Genomic DNA, 25,877 nt, shown 5'->3' with positions numbered 1-25,877 from the left:
GCAGAAGGCCCGGTCCGCCAGAGATTCTTCTGGCGGACCGGGCCTTCTGGTTTCCGGGGTGCTACGCCTTGCGGAGGCGGAACGTCAGCTTCAGGGAGTCATCCGTGAACGGCTGTCCGAACGTGTCGTCCGCCTCACCCTGTGCGAAGTCGGTCGCGAGGACCTCGTCCGCGATGAGCTCGGCGTGCTCGGACAGGGCCGTCTCCACCGCCGGGTCCGCGGAGGCCCACCGCAGGGCGATCCGGTCGGCGACGTCCAGGCCGCTGTTCTTGCGGGCCTCCTGGATCAGCCGGATCGCGTCACGGGCCAGGCCGGCGCGGCGCAGCTCCTCGGTGATCTCCAGGTCCAGGGCGACCGTGGCGCCGGACTCGGACGCCACCGACCAGCCCTCGCGCGGGGTCTCCGTGATGATGACCTCGTCCGGGGCCAGCGTCACCGTCTCGCCGTCGACCTCGACCGACGCCGTGCCCTCGCGCAGGGCCAGCGACAGCGCGGCCGCGTCCGCCTCGGCGACGGCCTTGGCGACCGCCTGGACGCCCTTGCCGAACCGCTTGCCGAGCGCCCGGAAGTTGGCCTTGGCCGTGGTGTCGACCAGCGAACCGCCGACTTCGGAGAGCGACGCCAGCGAGGAGACGTTGAGCTCCTCGGTGATCTGGGTGTGCAGCTCCGGGTTGAGCGACTCGAAGCCCGTGGCCGCGATCAGCGCGCGGGAGAGCGGCTGACGGGTCTTGACGCCCGACTCCGCGCGCGTGGCGCGGCCGAGCTCGACGAGCCGGCGTACGAGCACCATCTGCTGCGACAGCTCCGGGTCGATGGCGGAGAGGTCCGCCTCCGGCCAGGAGGAGAGGTGCACGGACTCCGGGGCGTCGGGGGTGACCGGCACGATCAGGTCCTGCCAGACACGCTCCGTGATGAACGGTGTCAGCGGGGCCATCAGGCGCGTGACCGTCTCGACGACCTCGTGCAGGGTGCGCAGGGCCGCCTTGTCGCCCTGCCAGAAGCGGCGGCGGGAGCGGCGCACGTACCAGTTGGAGAGGTTGTCGACGAAGACGGACAGGAGCTTGCCCGCGCGCTGGGTGTCGTAGCTCTCCAGGGCCTGGGTGACCTGGTCGGTGAGCGCGTGCAGCTCGCTGAGCAGCCAGCGGTCCAGGACCGGGCGGTCGGCGGGCGCCGGGTCGGCGTCGCTGGGGGCCCATTTCGACGTACGGGCGTAGAGCGCCTGGAAGGCGACCGTGTTCCAGTACGTGAGGAGGGTCTTGCGGACGACTTCCTGGATGGTGCCGTGGCCGACGCGGCGGGCCGCCCAGGGGGAGCCGCCGGCCGCCATGAACCAGCGGACCGCGTCGGCGCCGTGCTGGTCCATGAGCGGGATGGGCTGGAGGATGTTGCCCAGGTGCTTGGACATCTTGCGGCCGTCCTCGGCGAGGATGTGGCCGAGGCAGACCACGTTCTCGTACGACGACTTGTCGAAGACCAGGGTGCCGACGGCCATCAGTGTGTAGAACCAGCCGCGGGTCTGGTCGATGGCCTCGGAGATGAACTGCGCGGGGTACCGGCTCTCGAAGAGCTCCTTGTTCTTGTACGGGTATCCCCACTGCGCGAACGGCATCGAGCCTGAGTCGTACCAGGCGTCGATGACCTCCGGCACGCGCGTGGCCGTGCTGGAGCAGCCCTCCTGGGGGCACGTGAAGGTGATCGCGTCGATGAAGGGGCGGTGCGGGTCCAGGGAGGACTGGTCGGTGCCCGTCAGGTCGGAGAGCTCGGCGCGGGAGCCGACGCAGGTGAGGTGGTCCTCCTCGCAGCGCCAGATGGGCAGCGGGGTGCCCCAGTAGCGGTTGCGGGACAGCGCCCAGTCGACGTTGTTGGTCAGCCAGTCGCCGAAGCGGCCGTGCTTGACGGAGTCCGGGAACCAGTTGGTCTTCTCGTTCTCCTGGAGGAGGCGGTCCTTGATGGCCGTGGTGCGGATGTACCAGGACGGCTGTGCGTAGTACAGCAGCGCCGTGTGGCAGCGCCAGCAGTGCGGGTAGCTGTGCTCGTACGCGATGTGCTTGAAGAGCAGGCCGCGGTCGGCCAGGTCCTTCGTGAGGCTTTCGTCCGCCTTCTTGAAGAAGACGCCGCCTACGAGGGGGACGTCCTCTTCGAAGGTGCCGTCCGGGCGGACCGGGTTCACGACCGGCAGACCGTACGCCCGGCAGACCTTGAGGTCGTCCTCACCGAAGGCGGGGGACTGGTGGACGAGGCCGGTGCCGTCCTCCGTGGTGACGTACTCGGCGTTGACGACGTAGTGCGCCGGCTCGGGGAACTCCACGAGCTCGAACGGACGTTGGTAGTTCCAGCGCTCCATCTCGGCGCCGGTGAAGGTCTCGCCGGTCACCGTCCACCCCTCGCCGAGGGCCTTCTCGACGAGCGGCTGGGCCACGACCAGTTTCTCCTCACCGTTCGTCGCGACGACGTACGTGACATCGGGGTGCGCGGCGACGGCGGTGTTGGAGACGAGGGTCCAGGGGGTCGTCGTCCAGACCAGGAGGGCGGCCTCGCCCGCGAGGGGACCGGAGGTGAGGGGGAAACGGACGTAGACGGACGGGTCGACGACCGTCTCGTAGCCCTGCGCCAGCTCGTGGTCGGAGAGGCCCGTGCCGCAGCGGGGGCACCACGGGGCGACCCGGTGGTCCTGGACGAGGAGGTCCTTGTTGAAGATCTCCTTCAGGGACCACCAGACCGAGTCGACGTACTCCGGGTTCATCGTGCGGTACGCGTCGTCGAGGTCGACCCAGTACCCCATGCGGGTCGTGAGCTCGGCGAAGGCGTCGGTGTGCCGGGTCACGGACTCGCGGCACTTGGCGTTGAACTCGGCGATGCCGTACGCCTCGATGTCCTTCTTGCCGTTGAACCCGAGCTCCTTCTCGACGGCGAGCTCCACCGGGAGGCCGTGGCAGTCCCAGCCGGCCTTGCGGGCCACGTGATAGCCCCGCATGGTGCGGAAGCGGGGGAAGACGTCCTTGAAGACGCGGGCCTCGATGTGGTGGGCGCCCGGCATGCCGTTGGCGGTCGGCGGGCCCTCGTAGAACACCCACTCGGGGCGGCCCTCGGACTGTTCGAGGCTCTTGGCGAAGATCTTCTGCTCTTGCCAGAAGTCGAGCACGGCGTGCTCAAGGGCGGGCAGGTCGACCTGGGCGGGCACCTGACGGTACTGCGGCGGCGTATTCAACGAAGTCCTCCGGCGGATGTGCTGCCTTCCGTCGGAGGGACGAGAGCCGTGTGCGCCTGGTGCGGCGCGCTCCCGCGGTACCACCCTCCTTGGCCCTCCGGAACGGGGTCCGTGCCGGTGAGCCCTCTCATTGGGGTCGCGAAACCGGGTCTACTCGCCTCGGCCGGTACGCCTCGGCTTTCTTCCGGCGGCTCCGGGGTGATCTTCACGTCGCGCCGGCCCCCGGGCTCACACCGTCCCCGGGTCGCTCATGGCTGCGTACGCCGCTACTCGTCCCCATCCACGCTTCTCGCTGCCGCCCAGTGTACGGCGCCCGGTGAGGGGCGGCCGACCGGTTTTACGGGAGCCCTGGGGCGGGTGGGGGAGGAGGGGACGACTGACCCGAATGGCGACATGCGGGGCGGGCGGATCGGGGCGGGCGCCCACCGGCGGATTACCCGCCGGGGAGTTGGGCACAACGCATGCAGACTCGCCGCGCGGCACCCGTGGGGCGGGGGGATCGGGCGGCGTGCCCCGTTGCCGCGGGCCTGGAGTCGATTTATCGTCCCAGCACGATTCGCGAGCAAGATCACAATATGTGAAGGGGCCGCGGCCATGGTGGCGAAGAAGACCGCCGTACAGCAGTCGGCGTCCGGCAGATCCACCGACGCGGGGGCGGCGTCCGACGCCGAAGGGACGGTGCGGGGGGAGAAGGCAGCGGCTAAGAAGGCGGCGGGGAAGAAGGCCGCCGTCAAGAAGGCGGTGGCCAAGAAGGTCGCCGCGAAGAAGGCGGTGGCGAAGAAGGCGGTGATGGGGGAGCCGGTGAGGGCGGCCGCGGGCGAGCACGCCACCGCTGCCGAGCATGAGGCAGCCCCTGCGAAGAAGGCTCCGGCGAAGAAGGTGGCGGCGAAAAAGGCGCCGGCGAAAAAGGCGCCGGGCCCGGTCAAGAAGACCGCCGCCGAGGAGGCCCAGGAGGCGGGGGCCGAGGCGGGTCCTGAGAGCGCTGCCAAGGAGCACTCGGCCGCGGAAAGCACCGCCAAGGAGAGTGCGGCCAAGAAAACCGCGGCCAAGAAGAGTGCGGCCGGACGGAGCACGGACAACGGAACGGCCGCGTCCGCGGCCGAGGATGCGGCTGAGGCCGCGGAGACGACGGGAGCCACGACGGTGGTTGCGAAGAAGACTCCGGGCACGGCGACAGCGGCGAAGCAGCCCACGGCGGCGCCCCAGGCGGTGCCGAAGGCGCGGGCCGCCGCGGCGGAGCCCGGCGAGCTCGCCGTACGGCCGGGCGAGGACCCCTGGACTCCGGAAGAGGTCGCCGACGCCCGCACGGAGCTCCAGAGCGAAGCGCTGCGGCTGCGCAGCGAGATCGCGGCCTCCGAGGACGCCCTCGCCGGGCTGATGCGGGACTCCGGCGACGGTGCGGGCGACGACGAGGCGGACACCGGCACGAAGAACATCACGCGGGAACACGAGATGTCGCTGGCCGCCAACGCGCGCGAGATGCTTGAGCAGACCGAGCGCGCCCTGGAGCGCCTCGACGCCGGGACGTACGGCCTCTGCGAGAACTGCGGCAATCCCATCGGCAAGGCGCGGATGCAGGCCTTCCCGCGCGCGACGCTGTGCGTGGAGTGCAAGCAGAAGCAGGAGCGGCGCTCCTGAGCGCGGCCTGGGCGCCGGGAACCGTACGCGTGTGCCGTACCCTCGTCCCCAGTCAGGTACCTAGGTTGAGGGACTCACGTGGCAGAGGCGGAGCGCATCATCGGTACGCCGGACATCCCTGAGGCGGCCGGGGACGAGTCGGCGCAGTCCGGTTCGGACTCCGAGGAGACTTCCGAGGAGACGGCGGCGGGCGGCCGGGACGGGCAGCGGGACGAGGCCGGGACCGGCGGCAGGGGCAAGCGCAAGATCGCCGTGCTGTTCTCGGTGGCCGTCGTCGCGTACGCCCTGGACCTGATCAGCAAGATGATCGTGGTGGCGAAGCTGGAGCACCGCGACTCGATCGAGCTGATCGGCGACTGGCTGCGCCTCTCCGCCATCAGGAACGCCGGCGCGGCCTTCGGCTTCGGCGAGGCCTTCACCGTGATCTTCACCTGCATCGCCGCGGCGGTCATCGTGGTGATCGCCCGGCTCGCCCGCAAGCTGTACAGCCTGCCGTGGGCGATCGCGCTCGGCCTGCTGCTCGGCGGCGCGCTCGGCAACCTCACCGACCGCCTCTTCCGCTCGCCCGGCGTCTTCAAGGGCGCGGTCGTCGACTTCATCGCCCCGAAGGGCTTCGCGGTCTTCAACCTCGCGGACTCGGCGATCGTCTGCGGCGGCATCCTGATCGTGCTGCTGTCCTTCCGCGGCCTCGACCCGGACGGCACCGTCCACAAGGACTGAGGTCCGGCGGGAGCCCCCCCGGAGTGCCCTGTGGTGCGGGAGTGTCGGTGCGCTCCTGCATACTCAATGGGTGAGCACGATTCCCGAGATCCGTACCCTGCCCGTGCCGGACGGCCTGGAGGGCGAGCGCGTCGACGCCGCCATCTCGCGCATGTTCGGGTTCTCCCGTACGAAGGCCGCCGAGCTCGCCGCGGCGGGGAAGGTCTCGGTCGACGGCTCGGTGGTCGGCAAGTCCGAGCGGGTGCACGGCGGCGCCTGGCTGGAAGTGGAGATGCCGCAGGCACCCGCTCCCGTGCAGATCGTCGCCGAGCCCGTCGAAGGCATGGAGATCGTGCATGACGACGACGACATCGTCGTGATCGTCAAGCCGGTCGGCGTGGCCGCGCACCCGAGCCCCGGCTGGACGGGGACGACCGTGATCGGCGGCCTCGCGGCGGCCGGTTACCGCATCTCCACCTCCGGCGCCGCCGAGCGCCAGGGCATCGTGCACCGCCTGGACGTCGGCACGTCGGGGCTGATGGTCGTCGCCAAGTCGGAGCGTGCGTACACGTCGCTGAAGCGCCAGTTCAAGGAGCGCACGGTCGACAAGCGGTACAACGCGCTGGTGCAGGGCCACCCCGACCCGATGAGCGGCACCATCGACGCCCCCATCGGCCGCCACCCGAACCACGACTACAAGTGGGCCGTCACGGCCGAGGGCAAGCCCTCCGTCACGCACTACGACCTCATCGAGGCGTTCCGCGCGGCCTCCCTGCTCGACATCAAGCTGGAGACGGGCCGCACGCACCAGATCCGCGTCCACATGTCGGCCCACCGGCACCCCTGCGTGGGCGACCTGACGTACGGCGCGGACCCCACGCTCGGCAAGCGCCTCGGCCTCACGCGCCAGTGGCTGCACGCGGTCCGGCTCGGCTTCGAGCACCCGGGCGACGGCCAGTGGGTGGAGTACGAGAGCGGTTATCCCGACGACCTCCAGCTGGCGCTCGACCGAGTGCGGGCGGAGAGCTCGTGACCGCAGCGGACGTGACCGTCCGGGTCGCCCGGGACACGGACGACCTGGAGGCCTGCTTCGCGGTCCGCAAGGACGTCTTCGTGGCCGAGCAGCAGGTCCCCGAGGAGCTTGAGTACGACGCGTACGACGCCGACGCGGTGCACGTCCTGGCCGTGCGCGAGGACGGCGTTCCGCTGGGCACGGGTCGGCTCCTGACCGGTGCCGCCGCCGCGGCGAAGAACGGCGGCGAGGCCGGAGTGGGCGCGCTCGGCCGGCTCGCGGTGACGCGGTCCGCGCGCGGGCTCGGCGTGGGCGCCTCCCTGGTCGCGGCCATCGAGGACGCGGCACGCGCGCGTGGCCTGACAGCGGTGGACCTGCACGCGCAGACGCACGCCCTGGGTTTCTACGAACGCCTCGGGTACGAGGTGTACGGACCTGAGTTCCCCGACGCGGGCATCCCGCACCGCGCGATGCGCAAGTCGCTGGGCGAGTAGCGTGGCAGGGTTGAGGTCTTGATCGTCCAAGCCTCGACCGCCGGAGGGCACACCCGTGGATCAACTGGCACTGGTGCTCATCTTGCTGCTCGGCGCTGTGCTCACCGTGCCGCTGGGGGACCGGCTCGGGCTGCCGGCGCCCGTTCTCATGACGCTGGTGGGGATCGGCATGGCCCTGCTGCCGTTCGTGCCCAATGTGGAGATCCCGCCGGACTACATCCTTCCGCTGGTGCTCCCGCCGCTGCTCTACGCCTCCGTGCAGCGCACCTCGTGGCGGCAGTTCACGGCCAACATCCGGCCGATCTTCCTGCTCGCCGTGGCGCTCGTGTTCGTGACGACGGCGGCCGTCGCCGCGATGGCCAACTCCATCGTGCCGGGGCTGCCGATCGCGGCGGCCGTGGCGCTCGGGGCGCTGGTCGCGCCGCCCGACCCTGTGGCCGCGACCGCGGTCGCCGGGTCGCTCGGGCTGCCGCGCCGGCTCGTGTCGATCCTGGAGGGCGAGGGGCTCTTCAACGACGTCACGGCGATCGTGCTCTACCACGTGGCGATCGCGGCGGCGGTGAGCGGCACCTTCTCCTGGCCGTCCGCCGTGGGCCTCCTGGTGCTCTCGGCCGTCGTCGCCATCGTCGTCGGTCTCGTGCTCGGCTGGCTCACCAACAAGCTCATGGGGCTGCTCGGTGACGCCACCCTGCAGACCGGCCTGACGCTCCTCGTGCCGTTCGTCAGCTACGTCCTCGCCGAGGAGCTCCTCGGCTCCGGCGTGCTCGCCGTCCTCACCACCGCGCTCTACCTCGCCGAGAACGCCGTCGACGCCGACGACGTGCTCGGGCGCATCACCGGGCAGACCTTCTGGCAGATCGTCGACACCCTGGTCACCGGCATCGCCTTCGGGCTCATCGGCCTCGAACTGCACAACGTCTTCGGCATCGCGAACGACCGCGAGTGGCACATGTTCGGCTGGGGCGCGGCGGTCGTCGCGGTCGTCGTCGGCGTACGACTGCTGTGGCTGCTGCCCGCGACCTGGCTGGCCAAGCGGCTGCACAAGCGGCGCGACGTCGACGAGGAGATCCCGACCACCTGGCGGGAGACCGTCGTCATGTGGTGGTCGGGGATGCGGGGCGTGGCGTCCGTCGCGCTGGCGCTCGCCATTCCGCTCAAGACGGACGACGGAAGTCCGTTCCCGGCCCGCGACGAGATCATCTTCATCGCGTTCTGCGTCATCATGGCGACCCTCGTCGTCCAGGGGCTCACCCTGCCCTGGCTGGTGCGGAAGCTCGGGGTGCGCGCCGACGCCGACGCGGAGCGCGAGCTGGAGCGCACGCTCGCGCTCCGCGCCGCCAAGGCCGCCAAGCGCCGCCTCAAGGAGATCCAGGAGGTCGAGGAGCTCCCCGACGACGTCAGCGAGCGGCTCCAGCGGGGCGCCCTCGACATCGGCACCAGAATCAGCCCCGACCTGCTCGACGACGAGCGGCGCGAGCGGTACGCCAAGCGCGTCGACCGTCTCAAGGCCGTCCAGCGCATCCAGCGCGAGATGATGTCGGCCGCCCGCCACGAAGTGCTCGCCGCCCGCAGCGAGGCCGGGGCCGACCCGGAGGTCGTCGACCGGGTCCTGCACCACCTCGACGTACGCAGCCTGCGCTGAGAGCCTGCCTTCGAGGTTCAGCCGCGGCCGGTGCGCGGGGGCTTCGGTGCCAGGTGGAGCGGGCGGTGGCCGTTCGGGCTCGGCTCCGCAGAGGCCGTGTTGACCCGCGGCAGCGCGTACGGATGGTGCTCGGTGAGCCACTGGACGAGCTGTTCGCGCACCGTGACCCGCACGGTCCATATGTCGTCCGCGTCCTTCGCGGTGACCAGGGCGCGGACCTGCATGGTGCTCGGCGTCGTGTCCGTGACGGCGAGCCCCCAGTCCCGGCCGTCCCACGCCGCGCAGTCCCGCAGGATGTCCTGCAGCTTCTCGCGCATCTTGTGGACCGGCGCCGAGTGGTCCAGGTGGAAGAAGACCGTGCCGGTCATCTGCGCACCGCCCCGCGACCAGTTCTCGAAGGGCCTCGACGTGAAGTACGACACGGGCATGGTGATCCGGCGCTCGTCCCAGGTGCGGACCGCGAGGAACGTCAGGGTGATCTCCTCCACGGTGCCCCACTCGCCCTCCACCACGACGGTGTCCCCGATGCGCACCATGTCGCCGAAGGCGATCTGCAGGCCAGCGAAGAGGTTGCCGAGGGTGGACTGGGCGGCGACACCGGCGACGATGCCGAGGATGCCCGCGGAGGCCAGCAGGGAGGTGCCCGCGGCCTGCATGGCGGGGAAGGTCAGCAGCATCGCGGCGGTGGCCACCACGGCGACGATCGCGGTGACCACCCGCTGGATGAGCGTCACCTGCGTACGGACCCTGCGGACCCTGGCCGGGTCGCGGTGGACCGCGGCGTAACGCGCGTACGTGGACTCCACTATCGCCGCGGCGATCCGCACGACCAGCCAGGCCGTGGAGCCGATGAGCACGAGGGACAGGATCCGCCCGATGGCCGCCGAGTGGTCCCGGGCGAGCTCGGCGTGGCCGTAGGTCCCTCTCAGCAGGGCGGCGCACAGGACGACGTGGAAGGGGACACGGCAGCGGCGCAGCAGACCCCACAGCGGGGTCTCGTGGTGCCGTTCGTCGGCCCGGCGCATAGCGAAGTCGACCAGCCAGCCGACCAGCACTGTGAGCACGACCGAGCCGCCGATCACGATCAACGGACGCAGTACGTTCTCCATGCCTCCGAGAGTAGGGGCACGGGGTGGCTCGGAGGGGAGGGGGCCCTGGGGGGATGGCACGATGGCTTTATGAACATCGTGCTTTTCCATTCGACGTACGGCCTGCGGCCCGCGGTGCACGCGGCGGCCGACCGGCTGCGTGCCGCGGGGCACGAGGTGTGGACCCCCGACCTCTTCGAGGGCCGCGTCTTCGACGGCGTCGAGGAAGGCAGGGCCTTTCAGAACGAGCTCGGCAAGGACGAGATCCTGAAGCGGGCCATCCTCGCGGCCGCGCCCTACTCGGAGCGCGGGCTCGTGTACGCGGGCTTCTCGCTCGGCGCCGCGACCGCGCAGACCCTCGCCCTCGGCGACGAGAAGGCGCGGGGCCTGCTGCTCCTGCACGGCACCTCCGACCTCGCGGAGAACGCGGCCGTGGACGAGCTGCCCGTGCAGCTGCACGTCGCCGAACCCGACCCGTTCGAGTCCGACGACTGGCTGAGCGCCTGGTACCTCAGGATGGGCCGGGCCGGGGCCGACGTGGAGATCTACCGCTACGCGGGCGCCGGGCACCTCTACACCGACCCGGACCTCGACGACTACGACGCCGAGGCCGCGGAGGCGACGTGGCGCACGGCGCTGGGCTTCCTGGAGACCCTCTAGTCCCCGGCAGCGCTCCGCACGGTCAGCGGACGGGGGCGTGCACCCGCTCCACCTTCTGCGTGCCGCTGCGCGTGCGGTACGAACGGGTCCAGGAAGAGGTCGCCCCGGGATCGGTCCGGTCCGAGATCACGTAGTAGTCCATCTGCGAACGCTCGGCGGTGACGTCGAGGACTCCGTAGCCGTGCGAGTCCATGTCCAGCCACTTCACATGGCGGTTGGCGGCCTTGAGCGCGCCTGCGGCCACGAGGGAGACGGTGTGCGGGGCGACGCCGAGCATGTCGTCGATGTTGTCGGAGCTCACCGAGGTGACCACGAACTCCGTGGCGGCGGACGGTGAGAGCGGGTACGTGGCCGCCTTGACCGGTACGTCGTTCGCCCAGGCCATGTGGATGTCGCCGGTCAGGAAGACGGTGTCGCGGATGTTCCGGTCCCGCAGGTGGGCGATGAGCTCCTTGCGGTCGTCCGTGTAGCCGTCCCACTGGTCGGCGTTGATGGCCAGGCCCTCCTTGGGCAGGCCGAGCAACTCCGCCAGCGGCTCCAGGAGATGAGCGGGCAGCGAGCCGAAGGCGACCGGTGAGATCATCACCGAGGTGCCGACCAGCTTCCAGGCCGCGTCCGACGACGCCAGGCCCGACTTCAGCCAGTCGAGCTGGGCGCGGCCCGTGAGGGTGCGGTCCGGATCGTCGACCTCTCCGCTGCCGAAGCCCGCCTGCTCGGAGCGGAAGGACCGCAGGTCGAGCAGGTGCAGATCGGCGAGCTTCCCGAAGCGGACGCGGCGGTAGACGGTGCCTTCGGTGGAGGTGCGCACGGGCATCCACTCGAAGTAGGCCTGCTTGGCCGCTGCCATGCGCCCCGCCCAGTCGCCCTCGGTCTCCGGGGAGTGGTTCACGGCCCCGCCCGACCAGGCGTTGTCGGCGAACTCGTGGTCGTCCCAGATCGCGATGACCGGGTGTGCCGCGTGCATCGCCTGCGCGTCGGGGTCGGTCTTGTGGACGCCGTGCCGGGTGCGGTAGTCGGCGAGCGTCCGGATCTCGTGCCTCGGCTCGTGCGGGCGGACGACGTGTTCGGCGGACGGGTACTCGCCGCTCTTGTACTCGTATATGTAGTCCCCGAGGTGGAGGACCGCGTCGAGTTCGGTGCGTGCCGCGAGGTGGCGGTAGGCGGAGAAGTGACCCGCCTCCCAGTTCGCGCAGGACACCACGCCGAAGCGGACGCCGTGCGCGGAGGCGTCGTGCGCGGGGGTGGTGCGGGTACGCCCCACGGGGGAGCGGACGTCTCCTACGGAGAAGCGGAAGTAATACGTGGTCGCCTGGAGCAAGCCCCTTACATCGGCCTTGACCGTGTGGTCGGAGGAGGCCCGCGCGGTGATGGCGCCGTGCGCCACGGCCCGGGTGAAGCCCTTGTCCTCGGCGACCTCCCACCTCACCTCCACGTCGGGTCCCTTGCCGGACCCCGGCACGGCGTCCGGCGTGGGGGTCACGCGGGTCCAGAGCAGGACGCCGTCGGGCAGCGGGTCTCCGGAGGCGACCCCGTGGTGGAAGGCGGGTCTCTCGGCGGCGTGCGCGGGTATGGAGGCGAGCGGTGCGGCGAGCGCGGCGCCGGCGGCCGCGGCCTTGACGACGGTACGGCGGCTCGGCGCCAGAGAGTTGAGCGCAGGGGAGTTGAGCGACGACTGAAGATCGTTTCGACTGGTCACGGGCGATCACGATACTGATCGGTAATCGCAAGAGGGAGGCGAACTCGTCAAGTTCGCCCCCTCTTGAACACTGTTCCCCTCGAAGAGGGTTCAGTTCACTACTTCGTGACGCCCGCCTTCTTCAAGGCGGCCTTCCAGGCGTCGGCGGTCTTCGGCGTCTCGACCACCTTGCCGTTGATCTTGATGGTCGGGGTGGACTCCACGCCCTTGGCCGACTGGAAGGAGTCGCTCATCCTGAGGGCCCAGGGGTCGAAGGTCCCCTTCTCGACCGCGCTCTTGAACTTGTTGTTGTCCTTGAGGGCGTCCACGCTGTTCGCCACCTTGATCAGGTACTCGTCCTTCGCGAAGTCGTCGGTGGACTCCGAAGGGTGGTACTTCGTGGAGAACAGCGCGGTCTTGTACTCCAGGAACGCGTCGGGGCTGACGTTCAGCGCGGCGCCGAGCGCGCTGAGGGCGTTCTTCGACCCTTCGCCCGAGAGGTTGTTGTCGAGGAACGTCCCGATGGTGAAGTTCAGCTTGTAGTCGCCGTCCTTCATACCCTTGTCGATCGCGGAGCCGATGGACTGCTCCATGGCCGCGCAACCGGGGCAGCGCGGGTCCTCGTACAGGTGGACCGTGTTCTTCGTGTCGGACTTGCCGATCGTGACCGTGGTGCCGTCCTCGCCCGAGGTGTTCGCGGGCTTGACGAGCTTCTTGTCCTTGGCCTCTTCCCAGTAACCGGGCTTGTTGGACTGCATGACGGCGTAGCCGACGCCGCCCGCGAGCGCCAGGACGGCGACGATCGAGACGCCGACAATGGCGGCCCGCTTCTGCTTCTCCCGCTTGCGCTCGGCTTCCTGCTGGGCGCGGATCCGCTCGCGGGCGGCGGACTTGGCGGCCTGGCTGTTGCGCTTGCTCATGATCTTTTTCTCCGTGTGGGTGGAACTGCGTGGGGGTGCTGTGCTCAGGCGAAGACGGCCGAGCACGGCGGTCCACGCCGTCCCACGAAGTGCACGAGCAGCCGCGTGCGCGCCGCCCGCACCCGGCGCGCGGGGCGCGGGGCGCGGCGGACGGGCAGGCGGGAGGTGGCGACCGCGGCGACCGCGATCAGCAGGGGCCGGAAGGTCGCGGCGGCGACCGCGCGCAGCAGCTGGGCCAGGGCCCGCTCGCCGCGCCGCAGCCAGGCGGCCGCGAGGAGGCCCACGCCGACGTGCGCCCCGAGCAGCAGCCAGGCGGCGGCCGGGTCCACCTCGGCGAGCAGCACGGCGGCACCGTGCCCGTCCGCGGTCATCCGGGCCAGGGGCGACCCCACGGGCGCCCCGCCGCACAGCACGTCGAAGCCGACGGAGCGCAGCGGGCCCGCGACGGGGCCGCCGGCCTCGCCGTAACAGACGTGCTGGCCCGCGGTGAACACCGTGTCGGCGGCCAGTTCGAGAGGGATCAGCAGGGCCGCGATCCGCCCGTACCCCCGCTCGCGCCCCGCCGTCGCGTACGCGATGAGGAAGACGGGGGCGGCGATCGCCGCGACGGTGGCCGGCGGCAGGGGGACACGGGACAGCAGCACGTGCGACGCGGCGGAGAGCGTCACGACGAGTGCCGTGAACAGTGCCGCGCGCACGGCTCTGAGCTGGGTCCCGGATATGTCCATCGCGGAGGAGTGTGCCATGTGTTCCTGTGGGAGCCCCATAAAGGGTGCCTGTGAGTCCCCCGGGTGCTCGGACGCCTACAGGCCCGGGATCCGCCCGTTGCGGAACAGGTCGACGAAGATCTGGTGGTCCGCACGCGCGCGTGCGCCGTAGCTGTGCGCGAAGTCCACGAGCAGGTCCGCGAAGCCGCCCTCGTCGGCCGCGATGGCGGCGTCGATGGCGCGCTCCGTGGAGAACGGCACCAGGTCCGAGTGGCCGCTCTCGTCGTCCGCCGCGGCGTGCATCGTGGCCGTGGCGCGGCCCAGGTCGGCGACGACCGCGGAGATCTCCTCCAGGTCGTCGATGTCCGACCAGTCCAGGTCCACCGCGTACGGCGAGACCTCGGCGACGAGCTGGCCCGCGCCGTCCAGCTCGGTCCAGCCCAGCCACGGGTCGGCGTGCGCCTGGAGGGCGCGCTGCGAGATGACCGTGCGGTGCCCCTCGTGCTGGAAGTAGTCGCGGACCGCCGGGTCCGTGATGTGGCGGGAGACCGCGGGGGTCTGGGCCTGCTTGAGGTAGATCACGACGTCGTTCTCCAGGGCGTCGCTGTTGCCCTCCAGGAGGATGTTGTACGAGGGGAGGCCGGCGGAGCCTATGCCGATGCCGCGGCGGCCGACGACGTCCTTCACGCGGTACGAGTCGGGGCGGGTCAGGGAGGACTCCGGAAGGGTCTCCAGATAGCCGTCGAACGCGGCGAGGACCTTGTAGCGCGTGGCCGCGTCGAGCTCGATGGAGCCGCCGCCGGGCGCGAAGCGGCGCTCGAAGTCACGGATCTCCGTCATCGAGTCGAGCAGCCCGAAGCGGGTCAGGGAGCGGGCGTCGCGCAGCGCGTCCAGGAGGGCGCCCTGGGCGGTGTCCAGCGTGAAGGGCGGCACCTCGTCGCTCTTGGCGCCCGTCGCGAGGTCGTGGATGCGCTCGCGGTACGCCGCGGCGTAGGTCCGCACGAGGTCGGTGATCTGCTCGTCGCCGAGCGCCTTCGTGTAGCCGATGAGGGCCACGGAGGCGGCGAAGCGCTTCAGGTCCCAGGTGAAGGGGCCGACGTACGCCTCGTCGAAGTCGTTCACGTTGAAGATCAGGCGGCCCTGGGAGTCCATGTACGTGCCGAAGTTCTCCGCGTGCAGGTCGCCGTGGATCCACACCCGGCCCGTGCGGTCGTCCAGGTAGGGCCCGCCGTGCTGCTCGCGCTCCAGGTCGGCGTAGAACAGGCAGGCCGTGCCGCGGTAGAACGCGAAGGCGGAGGAGGCCATCTTCCGGAACTTCACCCGGAACGCGGCGGGGTCCGCGGCGAGCAGCTCGCCGAACGCGGTGTCGAAGACGGCGAGGATCTGCTCGCCGCGCTGCTCAGCAGTGGGCTGCGGGACCGACATCGCTGGGTGCCTCCTGGTGCGGGGTGGTGCGTGACATGGGGGCGGATGCGCCGCCCCGTGGGGCAGCTGTTCCGCCCCCCTCGGGACGGATGTTCCGCCCCTTCCAACGCTCGACCGTACCCCCGAGTGCCCGCCGGCTGTCACTGCCGCGGATTAGACTTCCCCGCTGTCCCCCCAGACTGCCCGCAGCCTGTCACCAACCGTTCTCCGGAGGCCTCCCGTCGTGACAAAGCCGCCCTTCACGCACCTGCACGTGCACACCCAGTACTCGCTGCTCGACGGTGCCGCGCGGCTGAAGGACATGTTCAACGCGTGCAACGAGATGGGCATGACCCATATCGCGATGTCCGACCACGGCAACCTCCACGGGGCGTACGACTTCTTCCACTCGGCGCAGAAGGCGGGTGTGACGCCGATCATCGGCATCGAGGCGTACGTGGCGCCGGAGTCCCGCAGGAACAAGCGGAAGATCCAGTGGGGCCAGCCGCACCAGAAGCGCGACGACGTGTCCGGTTCGGGTGGTTACACGCACAAAACGATCTGGGCGGCGAACAAGACCGGACTGCACAACCTCTTCCGGCTCTCCTCGGACGCCTATGCGGAAGGCTGGCTCCAGAAGTGGCCGCGCATGGACAAGGAGACGATCTCCCAGTGGTCCGAGGGCCTCATCGCCTCCACGGGATGCCCGTCGGGTGAGCTCCAGACGCGGCTGCGCCTCGGCCAGTTCGACGAGGCGCTGAAGTCGGCCGCCGAGTACCAGGAGATCTTCGGCAAGGACCGGTACTTCCTGGAGCTGATGGACCACGGCATCGAGATCGAGCGCCGGGTCCGCGACGGACTCCTGGAGATCGGCAAAAAGCTCGGCATCCCGCCCCTGGTGACGAACGACTCGCACTACACGTACGCGCACGAGTCGACCGCCCACGACGCCCTGCTCTGCATCCAGACCGGCAAGAACCTCTCGGACCCGGACCGCTTCCGCTTCGACGGCACCGGTTACTACCTGAAGTCGACCGACGAGATGTACGCCATCGACTCGTCCGACGCCTGGCAGGAGGGCTGCCGCAACACGCTCCTGGTGGCCGAGCAGATCGACACCACGGGGATGTTCGAGAAGCGCGACCTGATGCCGAAGTTCGACATCCCGGAGGGCTTCACCGAGGTCACCTGGTTCCAGGAGGAGGTCCGCCGCGGCATGGAGCGCCGCTATCCGGGCGGTGTCCCCGAGGACCGGCAGAAGCAGGCCGAGTACGAGATGGACATCATCATCCAGATGGGGTTCCCCGGGTACTTCCTCGTGGTCGCCGACTTCATCATGTGGGCCAAGAACAACGGCATCGCGGTCGGCCCCGGCCGAGGCTCCGCGGCGGGATCGATCGTCGCGTACGCCATGGGCATCACCGACCTCGACCCGATCACGCACGGCCTGATCTTCGAGCGGTTCCTCAACCCCGAGCGCGTCTCCATGCCCGATGTCGACATCGACTTCGACGAGCGCAGGCGCGTCGAAGTGATCAGGTACGTGACCGAGAAGTACGGTGCCGACAAGGTCGCCATGATCGGCACGTACGGCAAGATCAAGGCGAAGAACGCCATCAAGGACTCCGCGCGCGTGCTCGGATATCCGTACGCGATGGGCGACCGCCTCACCAAGGCGATGCCCGCCGACGTCCTCGGCAAGGGCATCGACCTCTCCGGCATCACCGACCCCAAGCACCCGCGCTACAGCGAGGCGGGCGAGATCCGGGGGATGTACGAGAACGAGCCGGACGTGAAGAAGGTCATCGACACCGCGAAGGGCGTCGAGGGCCTGGTCCGGCAGATGGGTGTGCACGCGGCCGGCGTGATCATGTCCAGCGAGCCGATCGTCGACCACGCCCCGCTCTGGACCCGGCACACCGACGGCGTGACCATCACGCAGTGGGACTACCCCCAGTGCGAGTCGCTCGGCCTGCTCAAGATGGACTTCCTGGGCCTGCGCAACCTCACCATCATGGACGACGCCGTCAAGATGGTGCGGGCCAACAAGGGCATCGACCTGGAGATGCTCTCCCTCCCGCTCGACGACCCGAAGACCTTCGAACTGCTCTGCCGCGGTGACACGCTCGGCGTCTTCCAGTTCGACGGCGGCCCGATGCGCTCGCTGCTCCGCCAGATGCAGCCCGACAACTTCGAGGACATTTCCGCCGTCTCGGCCCTGTACCGGCCGGGCCCGATGGGCATGAACTCGCACACGAACTACGCCGAGCGGAAGAACGGCCGCCAGGAGATCACGCCGATCCACCCGGAGCTCGAAGAGCCCCTGAAGGAGACGCTGGGCCTCACCTACGGCCTCATCGTGTACCAGGAGCAGGTGCAGAAGGCCGCCCAGATCGTCGCGGGCTACAGCCTCGGCGAAGCCGACATCCTGCGCCGCGTGATGGGCAAGAAGAAGCCCGAGGAGCTGGAGAAGAACTTCGTCCTCTTCCAGGCCGGCGCCCGGAAGAACGGCTATTCGGACGAGGCCATCCAGGCCCTGTGGGACGTCCTGGTCCCCTTCGCCGGGTACGCGTTCAACAAGGCGCACTCCTCCGCGTACGGCCTGGTCACCTACTGGACCGCCTACCTGAAGGCGAACCACCCGGCCGAGTACATGGCCGCGCTGCTCACCTCGGTGAAGGACGACAAGGACAAGTCGGCCGTCTATCTGAACGAGTGCCGCCGCATGGGCATCAAGGTCCTCCCGCCGAACGTGAACGAGTCCGTCCACAACTTCGCCGCCCAGGGCGACGACGTGATCCTCTTCGGCCTTGAGGCCGTCCGCAACGTCGGTACGAACGTGGTGGAGTCGATCATCCGCTCGCGCAAGGCGAAGGGGAAGTTCACCTCCTTCCCGGACTACCTCGACAAGGTCGAGGCCGCCGCCTGCAACAAGCGCACCACGGAATCGCTCATCAAGGCGGGCGCCTTCGACACCATGGGCCACACCCGCAAGGGCCTCACCGCGCAGTACGAACCGATGATCGACAACGTGGTCGCGGTGAAGCGGAAGGAGGCCGAGGGCCAGTTCGACCTCTTCGGAGGCATGGGCGACGAGTCCGGCGGCGACGAGCCCGGCTTCGGACTCGACGTGGAGTTCTCCGAGGACGAGTGGGAGAAGACCTACCTCCTCGCCCAGGAGCGCGAGATGCTCGGTCTGTACGTCTCCGACCACCCGCTCTTCGGCCTGGAGCACGTGCTCTCCGACAAGGCGGACGCGGGCATCGGACAGCTCACCGGCGGCGACTTCTCCGACGGCTCCGTCGTCACCATCGGCGGCATCATCTCGGGCCTGCAGCGCAAGATGACCAAGCAGGGCAATGCCTGGGCCATCGCCACCGTCGAGGACCTCGCGGGCTCCATCGAGTGCATGTTCTTCCCGGCGACGTATCAGCTGGTGTCGACCCAACTCGTCGAGGACGCGGTGGTCTTCGTCAAGGGGCGCCTCGACAAGCGCGAGGACGTGCCGCGGCTCGTCGCGATGGAGCTCCAGGTCCCCGACCTGTCGAACGCGGGCACCAACGCCCCCGTGATCATCACCATCCCGACCGTCAAGGTGAGCCCGCCGATGGTCCACCGCCTCGGCGAGGTGCTCAGCCACCACCGGGGCAACAGCGAGGTGCGGATCAAGCTCCAGGGGGCGCAGAAGACCACCGTGCTGCGGCTCGACCGGCACCGCGTCAAGCCGGACCCGGCGCTCTTCGGTGACCTGAAGGTGCTGCTCGGCCCGTCCTGCCTGGCGGGCTGACCCGCCGCACGGACCCCTTACTCCACGGCATGAGGGGCGCACCCGGACCGGGTGCGCCCCTCATGTGTGCCTGGATGTGTGTCAGTTGTGGCCGAAGCGACGCTGGTGCTTACGGGCAACATCGGCAGGGCTGCCCTGAGCCTGCGACTGCATCGGCGACTGGGCATCGGTGGCGGACGTCTTGGCCTGCTCCTGCGCCTGCTCGGCCTGCGAGGCGCGGTTCTGTTCGCCGCCCTGCTTGCGGTTCTTGTTCTTGGCCATGGTGATCTTCCTCCTGAAGGGGATCTGGGGGCCAGGACGCGTTCAGATTCACATATGCCGACAAAGAGCGCATTTCAGAGAATTACCGTGCGTAATAAGGCCTGTGGGCGGACGATCCGCGGATGCGCCACGCCGAAGATCGAGTTCCGGCCGTTAACCTCCGCCGGGTCGGGCAGACTCGAAGGGAACCCGCCGCGGACCCGCACCCCTGATTCGTTGTCCTTACAGGGTGTCTTCGTGGGACTTCGAGGGAACGTCCAGAGACCTCCGGGCAGGGAAAGAGGGTGGACCGCGTGGATCGCTGCATCGTCCTGGTGGACGCCGGGTATCTGCTGGGTGCCGCCGCGAGTCTCCTCGCGGGCGAGCCCTCCAGGTCCCGGATCACTGTCGATCACACCGCCCTGATCCAGGGGCTCCGCGAGCGCGCGGAGGCGGACACCGAGCGCCCCCTGCTGCGCATCTACTGGTTCGACGGCGCCCCCGACCGGGTCCCGCAGCCCGAGCACCGGCGGCTGCGCGTCATGCCCCGCGTGACGGTCCGGCTCGGCGCCCTGACCCGCAGCGACGGACGGTGGGCCCAGAAGGGCGTCGACGCCGCGATGCACGCCGAGCTGACCGAACTGGCCCGCAACCGCGCCTGCTCCGACGTCGTGCTCGTCACCGGCGACGGCGATCTGCTGCCCGGCATGATGGCCGCCAAGGAGCACGGCGTCGCCGTCCACCTGTGGGCCGTCCAGGCCGCCGACGGCGACTACAACCAGTCCGAGGACCTGGTCGCAGAGGCCGACGAGCGGCGCGTGCTCGACCGGGCCTGGATCACCAAGGCCGTACGCCCCAAGGAGCTCACCGGCAGCTGCGCGCCGCCGCCCGCGCCCCGTCCCGAGATCGCCGCGATCCTCTCGGCGCCCCTCCCGGAGTCCGCGCTCGCCGCCGCCGCGCAGCGCGCCGAGGAGGAGACCCCCGCCCGGCACGCCGAACCCGCCGCGAACGGCCGGCAGGCCGACGAGCACCGCGTCCCCCCGGGCAAGGGCGTCCCCACCCCCAAGGACCTCGCCGCCCTGCGCGGCCCCGGCACCCAGCCCGCCCAGCACCCCACGAACGCGACGCTGCGCTGGTCCTCCGACAAGGGCTGGGTCGAGCGGCCCGGCGGCGCGGCCGAGAGCACCGAGGCCGCCGCCCTGCCCACCCTCGCCCAGCTGACCACGGCCGAGCAGCGCTGGGCCGACCGCGAGGAGGACATCACCACGGTCGGCGGCGACCCCTTCGAGGTCGGACAGGTGTTCGCCCGACGCTGGATGGCGCGCCTCCCGGAACAGCACAACCTGCAGAAACTGTCGACGATGTATCCACGCATCCCGCACCGCATCGACGGCGAGCTGCTCCGCTACGCGGCACGGTTCGGCCTCCTCGCCCACAAGGACGACCAGATCGACGAGCACGACCGGTACGCGATCAGGGCGGGCTTCTGGCGGGAGGTCGACGTGCGCACGGCCGCCGAGCACGTGCCCGCGGGGGACCGCGCCGGTGACTGACACGGGCCGTACGGGCCGCCCCGGGCGTCGCCCGCGCCCGCGGACCCCGTAGGCTCGTCCTTCGTGAGTACGCGCCCGGCACCGGCAGTCCGACAGGGACTCCGTCAGGAACACGGCAACGACGCCGTCTGCGCGGTGCGCGACCTGGTGAAGACCTATCCCGCCGCCCGCGCCCGACGCGGCAGGCCCGCGACCCCCGAGGTCCGCGCCACCGACGGCATCGGTCTGACGGTCGGCCGCGGCGAGATCTTCGGCCTGCTCGGCCCCAACGGCGCCGGCAAGTCCACCCTCGTACGCCAGCTGACCGGCCTGATGCGGCCCGACAGCGGGAGCGTCGAGATCCTCGGCCACGACATCGTGCGCCACCCCGAGCGGGCCGCGCGGCTCCTCGCGTACCTGGGCCAGGAGTCCACCGCCCTCGACGAGCTCACCGTGTCGCTCGCCGTCGAGACGACCGGGCGGCTGCGCGGGCTCGACGTGCCGCGGGCCCGCGCCGAGCGGGACGCGGTCCTGGCGGAGCTCGGACTCACCGCGCTGGCCTCGCGGCCGCTGAAGAAGCTCTCCGGCGGGCAGCGCAGGCTCGCCTGCTTCGCCACCGCCCTGGTGGGGGAGCGGCCGCTGCTCGTCCTCGACGAGCCGACCACCGGCATGGACCCCGTCGCGCGGCGCGCCGTCTGGGCGGCGATCGACTCGCGGCGCGCCGAGCGCGGCACGACGGTCGTCCTCGTCACCCACAACGTGATCGAGGCCGAGACCGTCCTCGACCGCGTCGCCGTCCTCGACCAGGGCAAGGTCATCGCCTGCGACAGCCCGGCCGGGCTCAAGGAGAAGGTCGCCGACGAGGTCAGGGTGGAGCTGGTGTGGCGGGAGCGGGCACCGCTCGGCGTCCCCGAAGTGGCCGCGCTGCGCTCCCTCGCCGTCGAGTCGGGGCGGCGGTGGACCCTGCGGCTCGCGCCCGACGAGGCGCGGGCCGCCGTCGCCGCGGTGACCGGCGGTGCCGCGTTCGCCGCGCTGGACGACTTCACGCTGGCCACGCCGAGCCTGGAGGACGTCTATCTCGCGCTGGGCGGAAGCGGGCAGGGGCTGGTCAAGGCGTGACTCGTGGTAGGAACCCTGGTAGGAACGAAGACGGAGGGGTTGTCCGGTGAGTGCGGTTCCCTTGGAAGCCGCCGTGCGGGCCGACGGCGGCCGTGCGGAGCGGGAGGCCGAAGGCCCCGCGCCCCTCGGGCCGCCGGCGCGGCTGTTCCCGGCGCTCTCGGCCATCTACCGCGCCCAGCTGTCCCGGGCCAGGGTCGCCCGCATACCGCTGCTGTTCGTGGCGACCTTCCAGTCCGTCGGCATCATGATCCTGATGCGCGGTGTCGTCGACGGGGGCGGTGAGGCGCGGGCCGTCGTCGCCGGTTCCTCCGTGCTCGTCGTCGCGTTCGTCGCGCTCAACCTGCTCGCGCAGTACTTCGGGCAGCTCCGCTCGGACGGGGGGCTCGACCACTACGCCACCCTGCCCGTGCCGCCCGCCGCGGTGGTCCTCGGGGCCGCGGCCGCCTACGCCTCCTTCACGGTGCCCGGCACCTTCGTCACGGCGATCGTCGGGTGCGGCCTCTTCGGGCTGCCGTTCACCCACCTGTGGGTGCTCCTCGCGGTGATCCCGCTGGCCGGTGCCGCGCTCGCCGGGCTCGGCGCGGCCCTCGGGTTGCTCGCGCCGCGGCCCGAACTGGCCACGCTCCTCGGTCAGATGGGCATGTCGGCGGCGCTGCTGCTCGGCGTGCTCCCGGCCGACCGCATGCCGGCCCTGCTGCAGTACGCGCGCGACCTGCTGCCCTCGACGTACGGCGTGGAGGCCTTCGCCCGTACGTTCGGGCCGGATCCGGACTGGGCGGTCGTGGCGCTGGACCTGGCGGTCTGCGCGGGCGTCGGCGTGGTCTCCCTGGCCGTGGCAACGTGGGCTTTCCGCCGGGCGGCCGTCCGGTGACACGTCCGGTGACGCGCCGCACAGGGAGTGCTGGCACGATGTGGGGGTGACCGCACCGCATACACCCTCCCAACCACCGCACGACCGCACCCCGCACGAGTCCTGGCAGACCGCCGCGCAGCCGTCGGGACCGACGTCTCCGCACGGCTCCGGGGAAGCCGGCGCCGGCATCAAGGACGAAGTGCTGCCGGCCGTGGTGACCATGGTCGTGGTGGCCGTCTGCGGAGTACTGCTCGCGCTGCTGTGGACGTGGCTCGCGCCGCGGGTGCCGCTCGTCTCGGACGGCAAGGCGGTGTACCTCAAGGACACCGAGGGCGAGCAGGCGATGGGCGTAGACGGAACGTTTACGCTGCTCTCGCTCGGCTTCGGCCTCCTCAGCGGTGCCGTCGTCTTCCTGCTGCGCAGGCGCGGCGGGATCCCGCTGGTCGTGGGGCTCGCGCTCGGCAGCCTGTTCGGGGCGCTGATCGCGTGGAAGGCCGGCGTCTGGCTCGGTCCGGAGAAGGACGTCGTGGCGCACGCGAAGTCCGTCGGCAAGGGCGTCGTCTTCGACGCGCCGCTGGAGCTGAAGGCCAAGGGCACGCTCCTCGCCTGGCCGGTGGCCGCGCTCGCCGTGCACCTCGGGCTCACCGGACTCTTCGGACCGCGCGACCCGGAACCGTACCCCGCGCCGGTGTCCTACGGGGGTCCCCAGGACGACGACTATCCCGAGGGCCTGCGCTCCGGCTCCTAGGGCGTGTCCTTCGGATCAGCCCCGGGCCCGCGCCCGCTAAGCGGGACGCTTCCCGTGGTTGGCCTTGCGCTTCTTCGCCCGCCACTTCCGCATGCGCGTCTTCTTCGACATGCCCTCGGTACTAGTCCCGCACGGGACATGTGTCGAGGGCGCTTTCACGTCGTCCCTCTCACGCCCGCCCGATGGGCGCGAGGACCGCGCCGGTGAGCTCGGCCAGGTCGCCCGGCGCCAGCTCCACCTCCAGGCCGCGGCGGCCCGCGGAGACGCAGACGGTGGCGTGCGCCGACGCCGATTCGTCCAGGACCGTGCGCAGCTTCTTGCGCTGGCCGAGCGGGGAGATGCCGCCCCGCACATAGCCCGTGGTGCGCTCGGCGGCCGCCGGGTCGGCCATCACCGCACGCTTGCCCGAGACCGCGGCGGCCAGCGCCTTCAGGTCGAGGGAGCCCGCGACGGGCACGACGGCCACGGTAAGCTCCCCGTCGACCTCGGCGACCAGCGTCTTGAAGACCCGGTCGGGGGAGACGCCCATCGCCTCGGCGGCCTCCTCGCCGTACGAGGGGTGGGACGGGTCGTGGTCGTAGGCGTGGACGGTGAACTCCACGCCGGCCGCGGTGAGGGCCACCGTCGCCGGGGTCCCCGCCGACTGCTGCTTCTTCTGCTTCTTCGCCAAGGTGTGCGCGCCTTCCGTGGCTCAGTTGAGGCTGGTCGTCCCGCGCGTCAGGTCCGTCGCGGGCAGCGACGGCAGATTACGGATGATCGCGGTCTCGGAGCGAAGCGTTTTCAGCTCGTCCCGGAGCCGCGACGCGGTGTCCGGCGCCTCCAGGAGCCGCTGCTTGGTCGGGGTGTCCAGGACGGCCGCCGCGGCGACGAGGTACGACACGACGGACGGGTCGTCGGGCAGCTCGGCCCCCGTCGACAGGGAACCTTCCCGCGCCCCGGCCAGCCGCTTCTGGTAGGAGCGGAAGGCCCGCAGGACGCCCTCGGCCAGGGCGCCCGCGCCGTCGCCCGGCTCCTCGGGCAGCTCCTCGACCTCGGCGGTGAGGAAGGCTCCCGATGCGTCGACGGAGTGGACGCGCACGCGGGTCGTGCCGGTGGCGAGGACCTCGAAGCCGCCGTCGTCGCGCTCCCTGATCGTCGCCGCGCTCGCCACGCAGCCCACGGCGTGGAAGGCCTTGAGCGGGTCGCCGCCGAAGCCCGCCGCGGGGCCGTGCTCGGGCAGCGCCGTCGGGTCGGGGAGGCCGGGCGCGCTCGGCGCCACCTCAAGGCCGTCGCGGATCGCGACGACGGCGAACAGACGCTGCTCCTCCTCGGGGGTCTTGAGCAGGTCGCGCATCATGGCGCGATATCGCTCCTCGAAGACGTTCAGCGGCACGACGAGGCCGGGGAACAGCACCGAGTTGAGCGGAAAGAGCGGAAGCCGGGTGGTCACGACCGGCAAGCCTAATGCTCGCCGGAGGGGTCGCGTTCGCGTGGAGCGCGCAGCGGCGTCATCGACGCCACTTCGATGCGTACGCCGTCCCGCAGTTCGAGGAACTGGCCGAGCGGATCGTCGGACATCCGGTCCCAGGGGAACGACGTCGCGTACGGCCCGATCAGGCGCAGCTGCTCCAGCGCGTCGTCCCACCGCTCCAGGCGGACCAGGACGTACGTGAGGAGGTTGCGGACCTCGGCGGGCCACGGGTCCCCGGCCTCGTACTCGTACGAGAGCGCGATCGCGAGGTCCGCGGCCGCGTCCAGGCGCTCCCGCGGCAGGTTCCCCGAAGGGCTGGTCAGGTAGGCGAAGGCGGCCCGCGCCGGGAGGACCTGTATCAGCGAGCCCGGCAGCGCGTCGGCCGCGGCGCGCTCGGCGAAGTCGAAGCACTCGCGGTGCGAGCCGTACCAGGCGGCGGACAGGTACTGCAGGGCCGAGGCGTGGCAGCCGTAGTGGTACGAGGAGCGGCGCACCGCCTCCTCCCACAGCCGCTCGAAGACGGTGTGCGACGCGTGCGTGCCGCGGGCGTGGTCGAGGGCGATCCGCCAGGGCACCGGGTCGCGCGGGTCGGCCTCTGCGGCCGCGGTGAGCAGCGGCCCCGAATCGCGCAGGAGCTCGGCGCGGGCCGGTGACTCCCAGCCGCGGACGACGGCCAGCTCGGCCTTGACGAGCAGGGCGTCCGGGTCGTGCGGGGAGGCGCCCAGCCAGTCGTCGAACCACTCGGGACGGGAGCGGGCGAAGGCGGCGAGCCGCGTGGCGTAGCGGTCGCGGTTCTCCCACTCGGCGGCCTCGCGGGTGGTGGCGAGGACCTTCGCGGCCGGGCCGTAGTCGCCGCGCCCGGCGGCGACCAGGGCGGGGGCGAGCCGCTCGTCGGGCACGTCGAGAAGCACCTCGTCGTCCGGCGGCAGCCCGGCGGCGAGCCGCGGGGTGTGCCGGAGCATGCGGGCGGTACGGATGAAGGCACGCAGCACCCGTGCCCT

Annotated in this window: 21 protein-coding genes; 11 read left to right on the top strand and 10 right to left on the bottom strand. The window is 70.9% G+C overall.

The window, feature by feature from the left end:
• Positions 1-61 precede the first annotated feature (61 nt).
• On the bottom strand, positions 62-3,208 hold the full coding sequence (ileS, locus tag AB0H82_RS14490; protein ID WP_362992410.1) for an isoleucine--tRNA ligase: 3,147 nt from the start codon (positions 3,206-3,208) through the stop codon (positions 62-64).
• A gap of 594 nt (positions 3,209-3,802) precedes the next feature.
• On the opposite strand from ileS, the gene AB0H82_RS14485 reads away from it, so the two are divergent.
• The 5 genes from AB0H82_RS14485 (at position 3,803) to AB0H82_RS14465 (ending at position 8,693) form a co-directional block, all read left to right on the top strand.
• Positions 3,803-4,846 (top strand): TraR/DksA family transcriptional regulator, encoded by a 1,044-nt coding sequence (locus tag AB0H82_RS14485; protein WP_362992408.1) that lies wholly within the window; start codon positions 3,803-3,805, stop codon positions 4,844-4,846.
• Between the two features lie 78 nt (positions 4,847-4,924).
• A complete protein-coding gene (gene lspA / locus AB0H82_RS14480) occupies positions 4,925-5,566 on the top strand; it encodes a signal peptidase II (protein WP_362992406.1) in 642 nt (213 codons plus the stop codon).
• Positions 5,567-5,636: 70 nt separating this feature from the next.
• Positions 5,637-6,578, top strand: coding sequence for an RluA family pseudouridine synthase (locus tag AB0H82_RS14475; protein WP_362992404.1), 942 nt, complete (start codon positions 5,637-5,639; stop codon positions 6,576-6,578).
• Positions 6,575-7,051: a GNAT family N-acetyltransferase gene (locus AB0H82_RS14470; protein WP_362992402.1), complete on the top strand. Its 477-nt coding sequence runs from the start codon at positions 6,575-6,577 to the stop codon at positions 7,049-7,051. The genes AB0H82_RS14475 and AB0H82_RS14470 overlap by 4 nt, the downstream gene beginning before the upstream one ends.
• Before the next feature lie 55 nt (positions 7,052-7,106).
• Complete coding sequence (locus tag AB0H82_RS14465; RefSeq protein WP_362992400.1) at positions 7,107-8,693, top strand: Na+/H+ antiporter; 1,587 nt, start codon at positions 7,107-7,109, stop codon at positions 8,691-8,693.
• Positions 8,694-8,710: 17 nt separating this feature from the next.
• Here the strand turns inward: AB0H82_RS14465 and AB0H82_RS14460 are convergent, their stop codons facing one another.
• Positions 8,711-9,802, bottom strand: a complete 1,092-nt coding sequence (locus tag AB0H82_RS14460) for a mechanosensitive ion channel domain-containing protein (protein ID WP_362992398.1) — start codon at positions 9,800-9,802, stop codon at positions 8,711-8,713.
• Between the two features lie 69 nt (positions 9,803-9,871).
• Here AB0H82_RS14460 and AB0H82_RS14455 point away from each other — a divergent pair, with 69 nt between their 5' ends.
• Complete coding sequence (locus AB0H82_RS14455; protein WP_362992396.1) at positions 9,872-10,441, top strand: dienelactone hydrolase family protein; 570 nt, start codon at positions 9,872-9,874, stop codon at positions 10,439-10,441.
• 22 nt (positions 10,442-10,463) lie between these two features.
• Here AB0H82_RS14455 and AB0H82_RS14450 read toward each other — a convergent pair whose 3' ends face one another.
• The 4 genes from AB0H82_RS14450 to AB0H82_RS14435 all read right to left on the bottom strand — a co-directional run bounded on the left by AB0H82_RS14450 (position 10,464) and on the right by AB0H82_RS14435 (position 15,168).
• On the bottom strand, positions 10,464-12,137 hold the full coding sequence (locus tag AB0H82_RS14450) for an alkaline phosphatase D family protein (protein ID WP_362992394.1): 1,674 nt from the start codon (positions 12,135-12,137) through the stop codon (positions 10,464-10,466).
• 98 nt (positions 12,138-12,235) lie between these two features.
• Positions 12,236-13,036 carry a DsbA family protein gene (locus AB0H82_RS14445; protein ID WP_362992392.1) on the bottom strand — a complete coding sequence of 267 codons (801 nt, stop codon included), beginning with the start codon at positions 13,034-13,036 and terminating at the stop codon, positions 12,236-12,238.
• 44 nt (positions 13,037-13,080) lie between these two features.
• Positions 13,081-13,764 (bottom strand): hypothetical protein, encoded by a 684-nt coding sequence (locus tag AB0H82_RS14440; RefSeq protein ID WP_362992530.1) that lies wholly within the window; start codon positions 13,762-13,764, stop codon positions 13,081-13,083.
• A 75-nt stretch (positions 13,765-13,839) separates the two neighbouring features.
• Positions 13,840-15,168, bottom strand: a complete 1,329-nt coding sequence (locus AB0H82_RS14435) for a DUF2252 domain-containing protein (protein WP_362992390.1) — start codon at positions 15,166-15,168, stop codon at positions 13,840-13,842.
• Between the two features lie 223 nt (positions 15,169-15,391).
• On the opposite strand from AB0H82_RS14435, the gene dnaE reads away from it, so the two are divergent.
• The gene (gene dnaE / locus AB0H82_RS14430; RefSeq protein WP_362992388.1) at positions 15,392-18,934 is read left to right on the top strand and encodes a DNA polymerase III subunit alpha; all 3,543 of its coding nucleotides are present in this window, start codon (positions 15,392-15,394) and stop codon (positions 18,932-18,934) included.
• 81 nt (positions 18,935-19,015) lie between these two features.
• On the opposite strand, the gene AB0H82_RS14425 is transcribed toward dnaE, so the two are convergent.
• Positions 19,016-19,195, bottom strand: a complete 180-nt coding sequence (locus AB0H82_RS14425) for a hypothetical protein (RefSeq protein ID WP_362992386.1) — start codon at positions 19,193-19,195, stop codon at positions 19,016-19,018.
• 293 nt (positions 19,196-19,488) lie between these two features.
• Between AB0H82_RS14425 and AB0H82_RS14420 the strand changes: the two genes are divergently transcribed.
• The 4 genes from AB0H82_RS14420 (at position 19,489) to AB0H82_RS14405 (ending at position 23,426) form a co-directional block, all read left to right on the top strand.
• The gene (locus AB0H82_RS14420) at positions 19,489-20,727 is read left to right on the top strand and encodes an NYN domain-containing protein (protein ID WP_362992384.1); all 1,239 of its coding nucleotides are present in this window, start codon (positions 19,489-19,491) and stop codon (positions 20,725-20,727) included.
• Positions 20,728-20,862: 135 nt separating this feature from the next.
• Positions 20,863-21,825 carry an ABC transporter ATP-binding protein gene (locus AB0H82_RS14415; RefSeq protein WP_362992528.1) on the top strand — a complete coding sequence of 321 codons (963 nt, stop codon included), beginning with the start codon at positions 20,863-20,865 and terminating at the stop codon, positions 21,823-21,825.
• A 73-nt stretch (positions 21,826-21,898) separates the two neighbouring features.
• A complete protein-coding gene (locus AB0H82_RS14410; protein WP_362992526.1) occupies positions 21,899-22,696 on the top strand; it encodes an ABC transporter permease in 798 nt (265 codons plus the stop codon).
• Between the two features lie 46 nt (positions 22,697-22,742).
• The gene (locus tag AB0H82_RS14405) at positions 22,743-23,426 is read left to right on the top strand and encodes a DUF2567 domain-containing protein (protein ID WP_362992382.1); all 684 of its coding nucleotides are present in this window, start codon (positions 22,743-22,745) and stop codon (positions 23,424-23,426) included.
• Between the two features lie 169 nt (positions 23,427-23,595).
• Here AB0H82_RS14405 and ybaK read toward each other — a convergent pair whose 3' ends face one another.
• The 3 genes from ybaK to AB0H82_RS14390 are packed head-to-tail and all read right to left on the bottom strand — an operon-like array spanning position 23,596 to position 25,838.
• Positions 23,596-24,096 (bottom strand): Cys-tRNA(Pro) deacylase, encoded by a 501-nt coding sequence (ybaK, locus tag AB0H82_RS14400; RefSeq protein ID WP_362992380.1) that lies wholly within the window; start codon positions 24,094-24,096, stop codon positions 23,596-23,598.
• Positions 24,097-24,117: 21 nt separating this feature from the next.
• A complete protein-coding gene (locus AB0H82_RS14395) occupies positions 24,118-24,864 on the bottom strand; it encodes an LON peptidase substrate-binding domain-containing protein (RefSeq protein ID WP_362992378.1) in 747 nt (248 codons plus the stop codon).
• 2 nt (positions 24,865-24,866) lie between these two features.
• The gene (locus tag AB0H82_RS14390; RefSeq protein ID WP_362992525.1) at positions 24,867-25,838 is read right to left on the bottom strand and encodes a hypothetical protein; all 972 of its coding nucleotides are present in this window, start codon (positions 25,836-25,838) and stop codon (positions 24,867-24,869) included.
• Between the last annotated feature and the right edge of the window lie 39 nt (positions 25,839-25,877).

Source organism: Streptomyces sp. NPDC050732, assembly GCF_040654255.1.
Classification (GTDB): Bacteria; Actinomycetota; Actinomycetes; order Streptomycetales; family Streptomycetaceae; genus Streptomyces.
The sequence above is the reverse complement of the archived record's forward strand: the minus strand, read 5'-3'. Positions and strand labels throughout refer to the sequence as shown.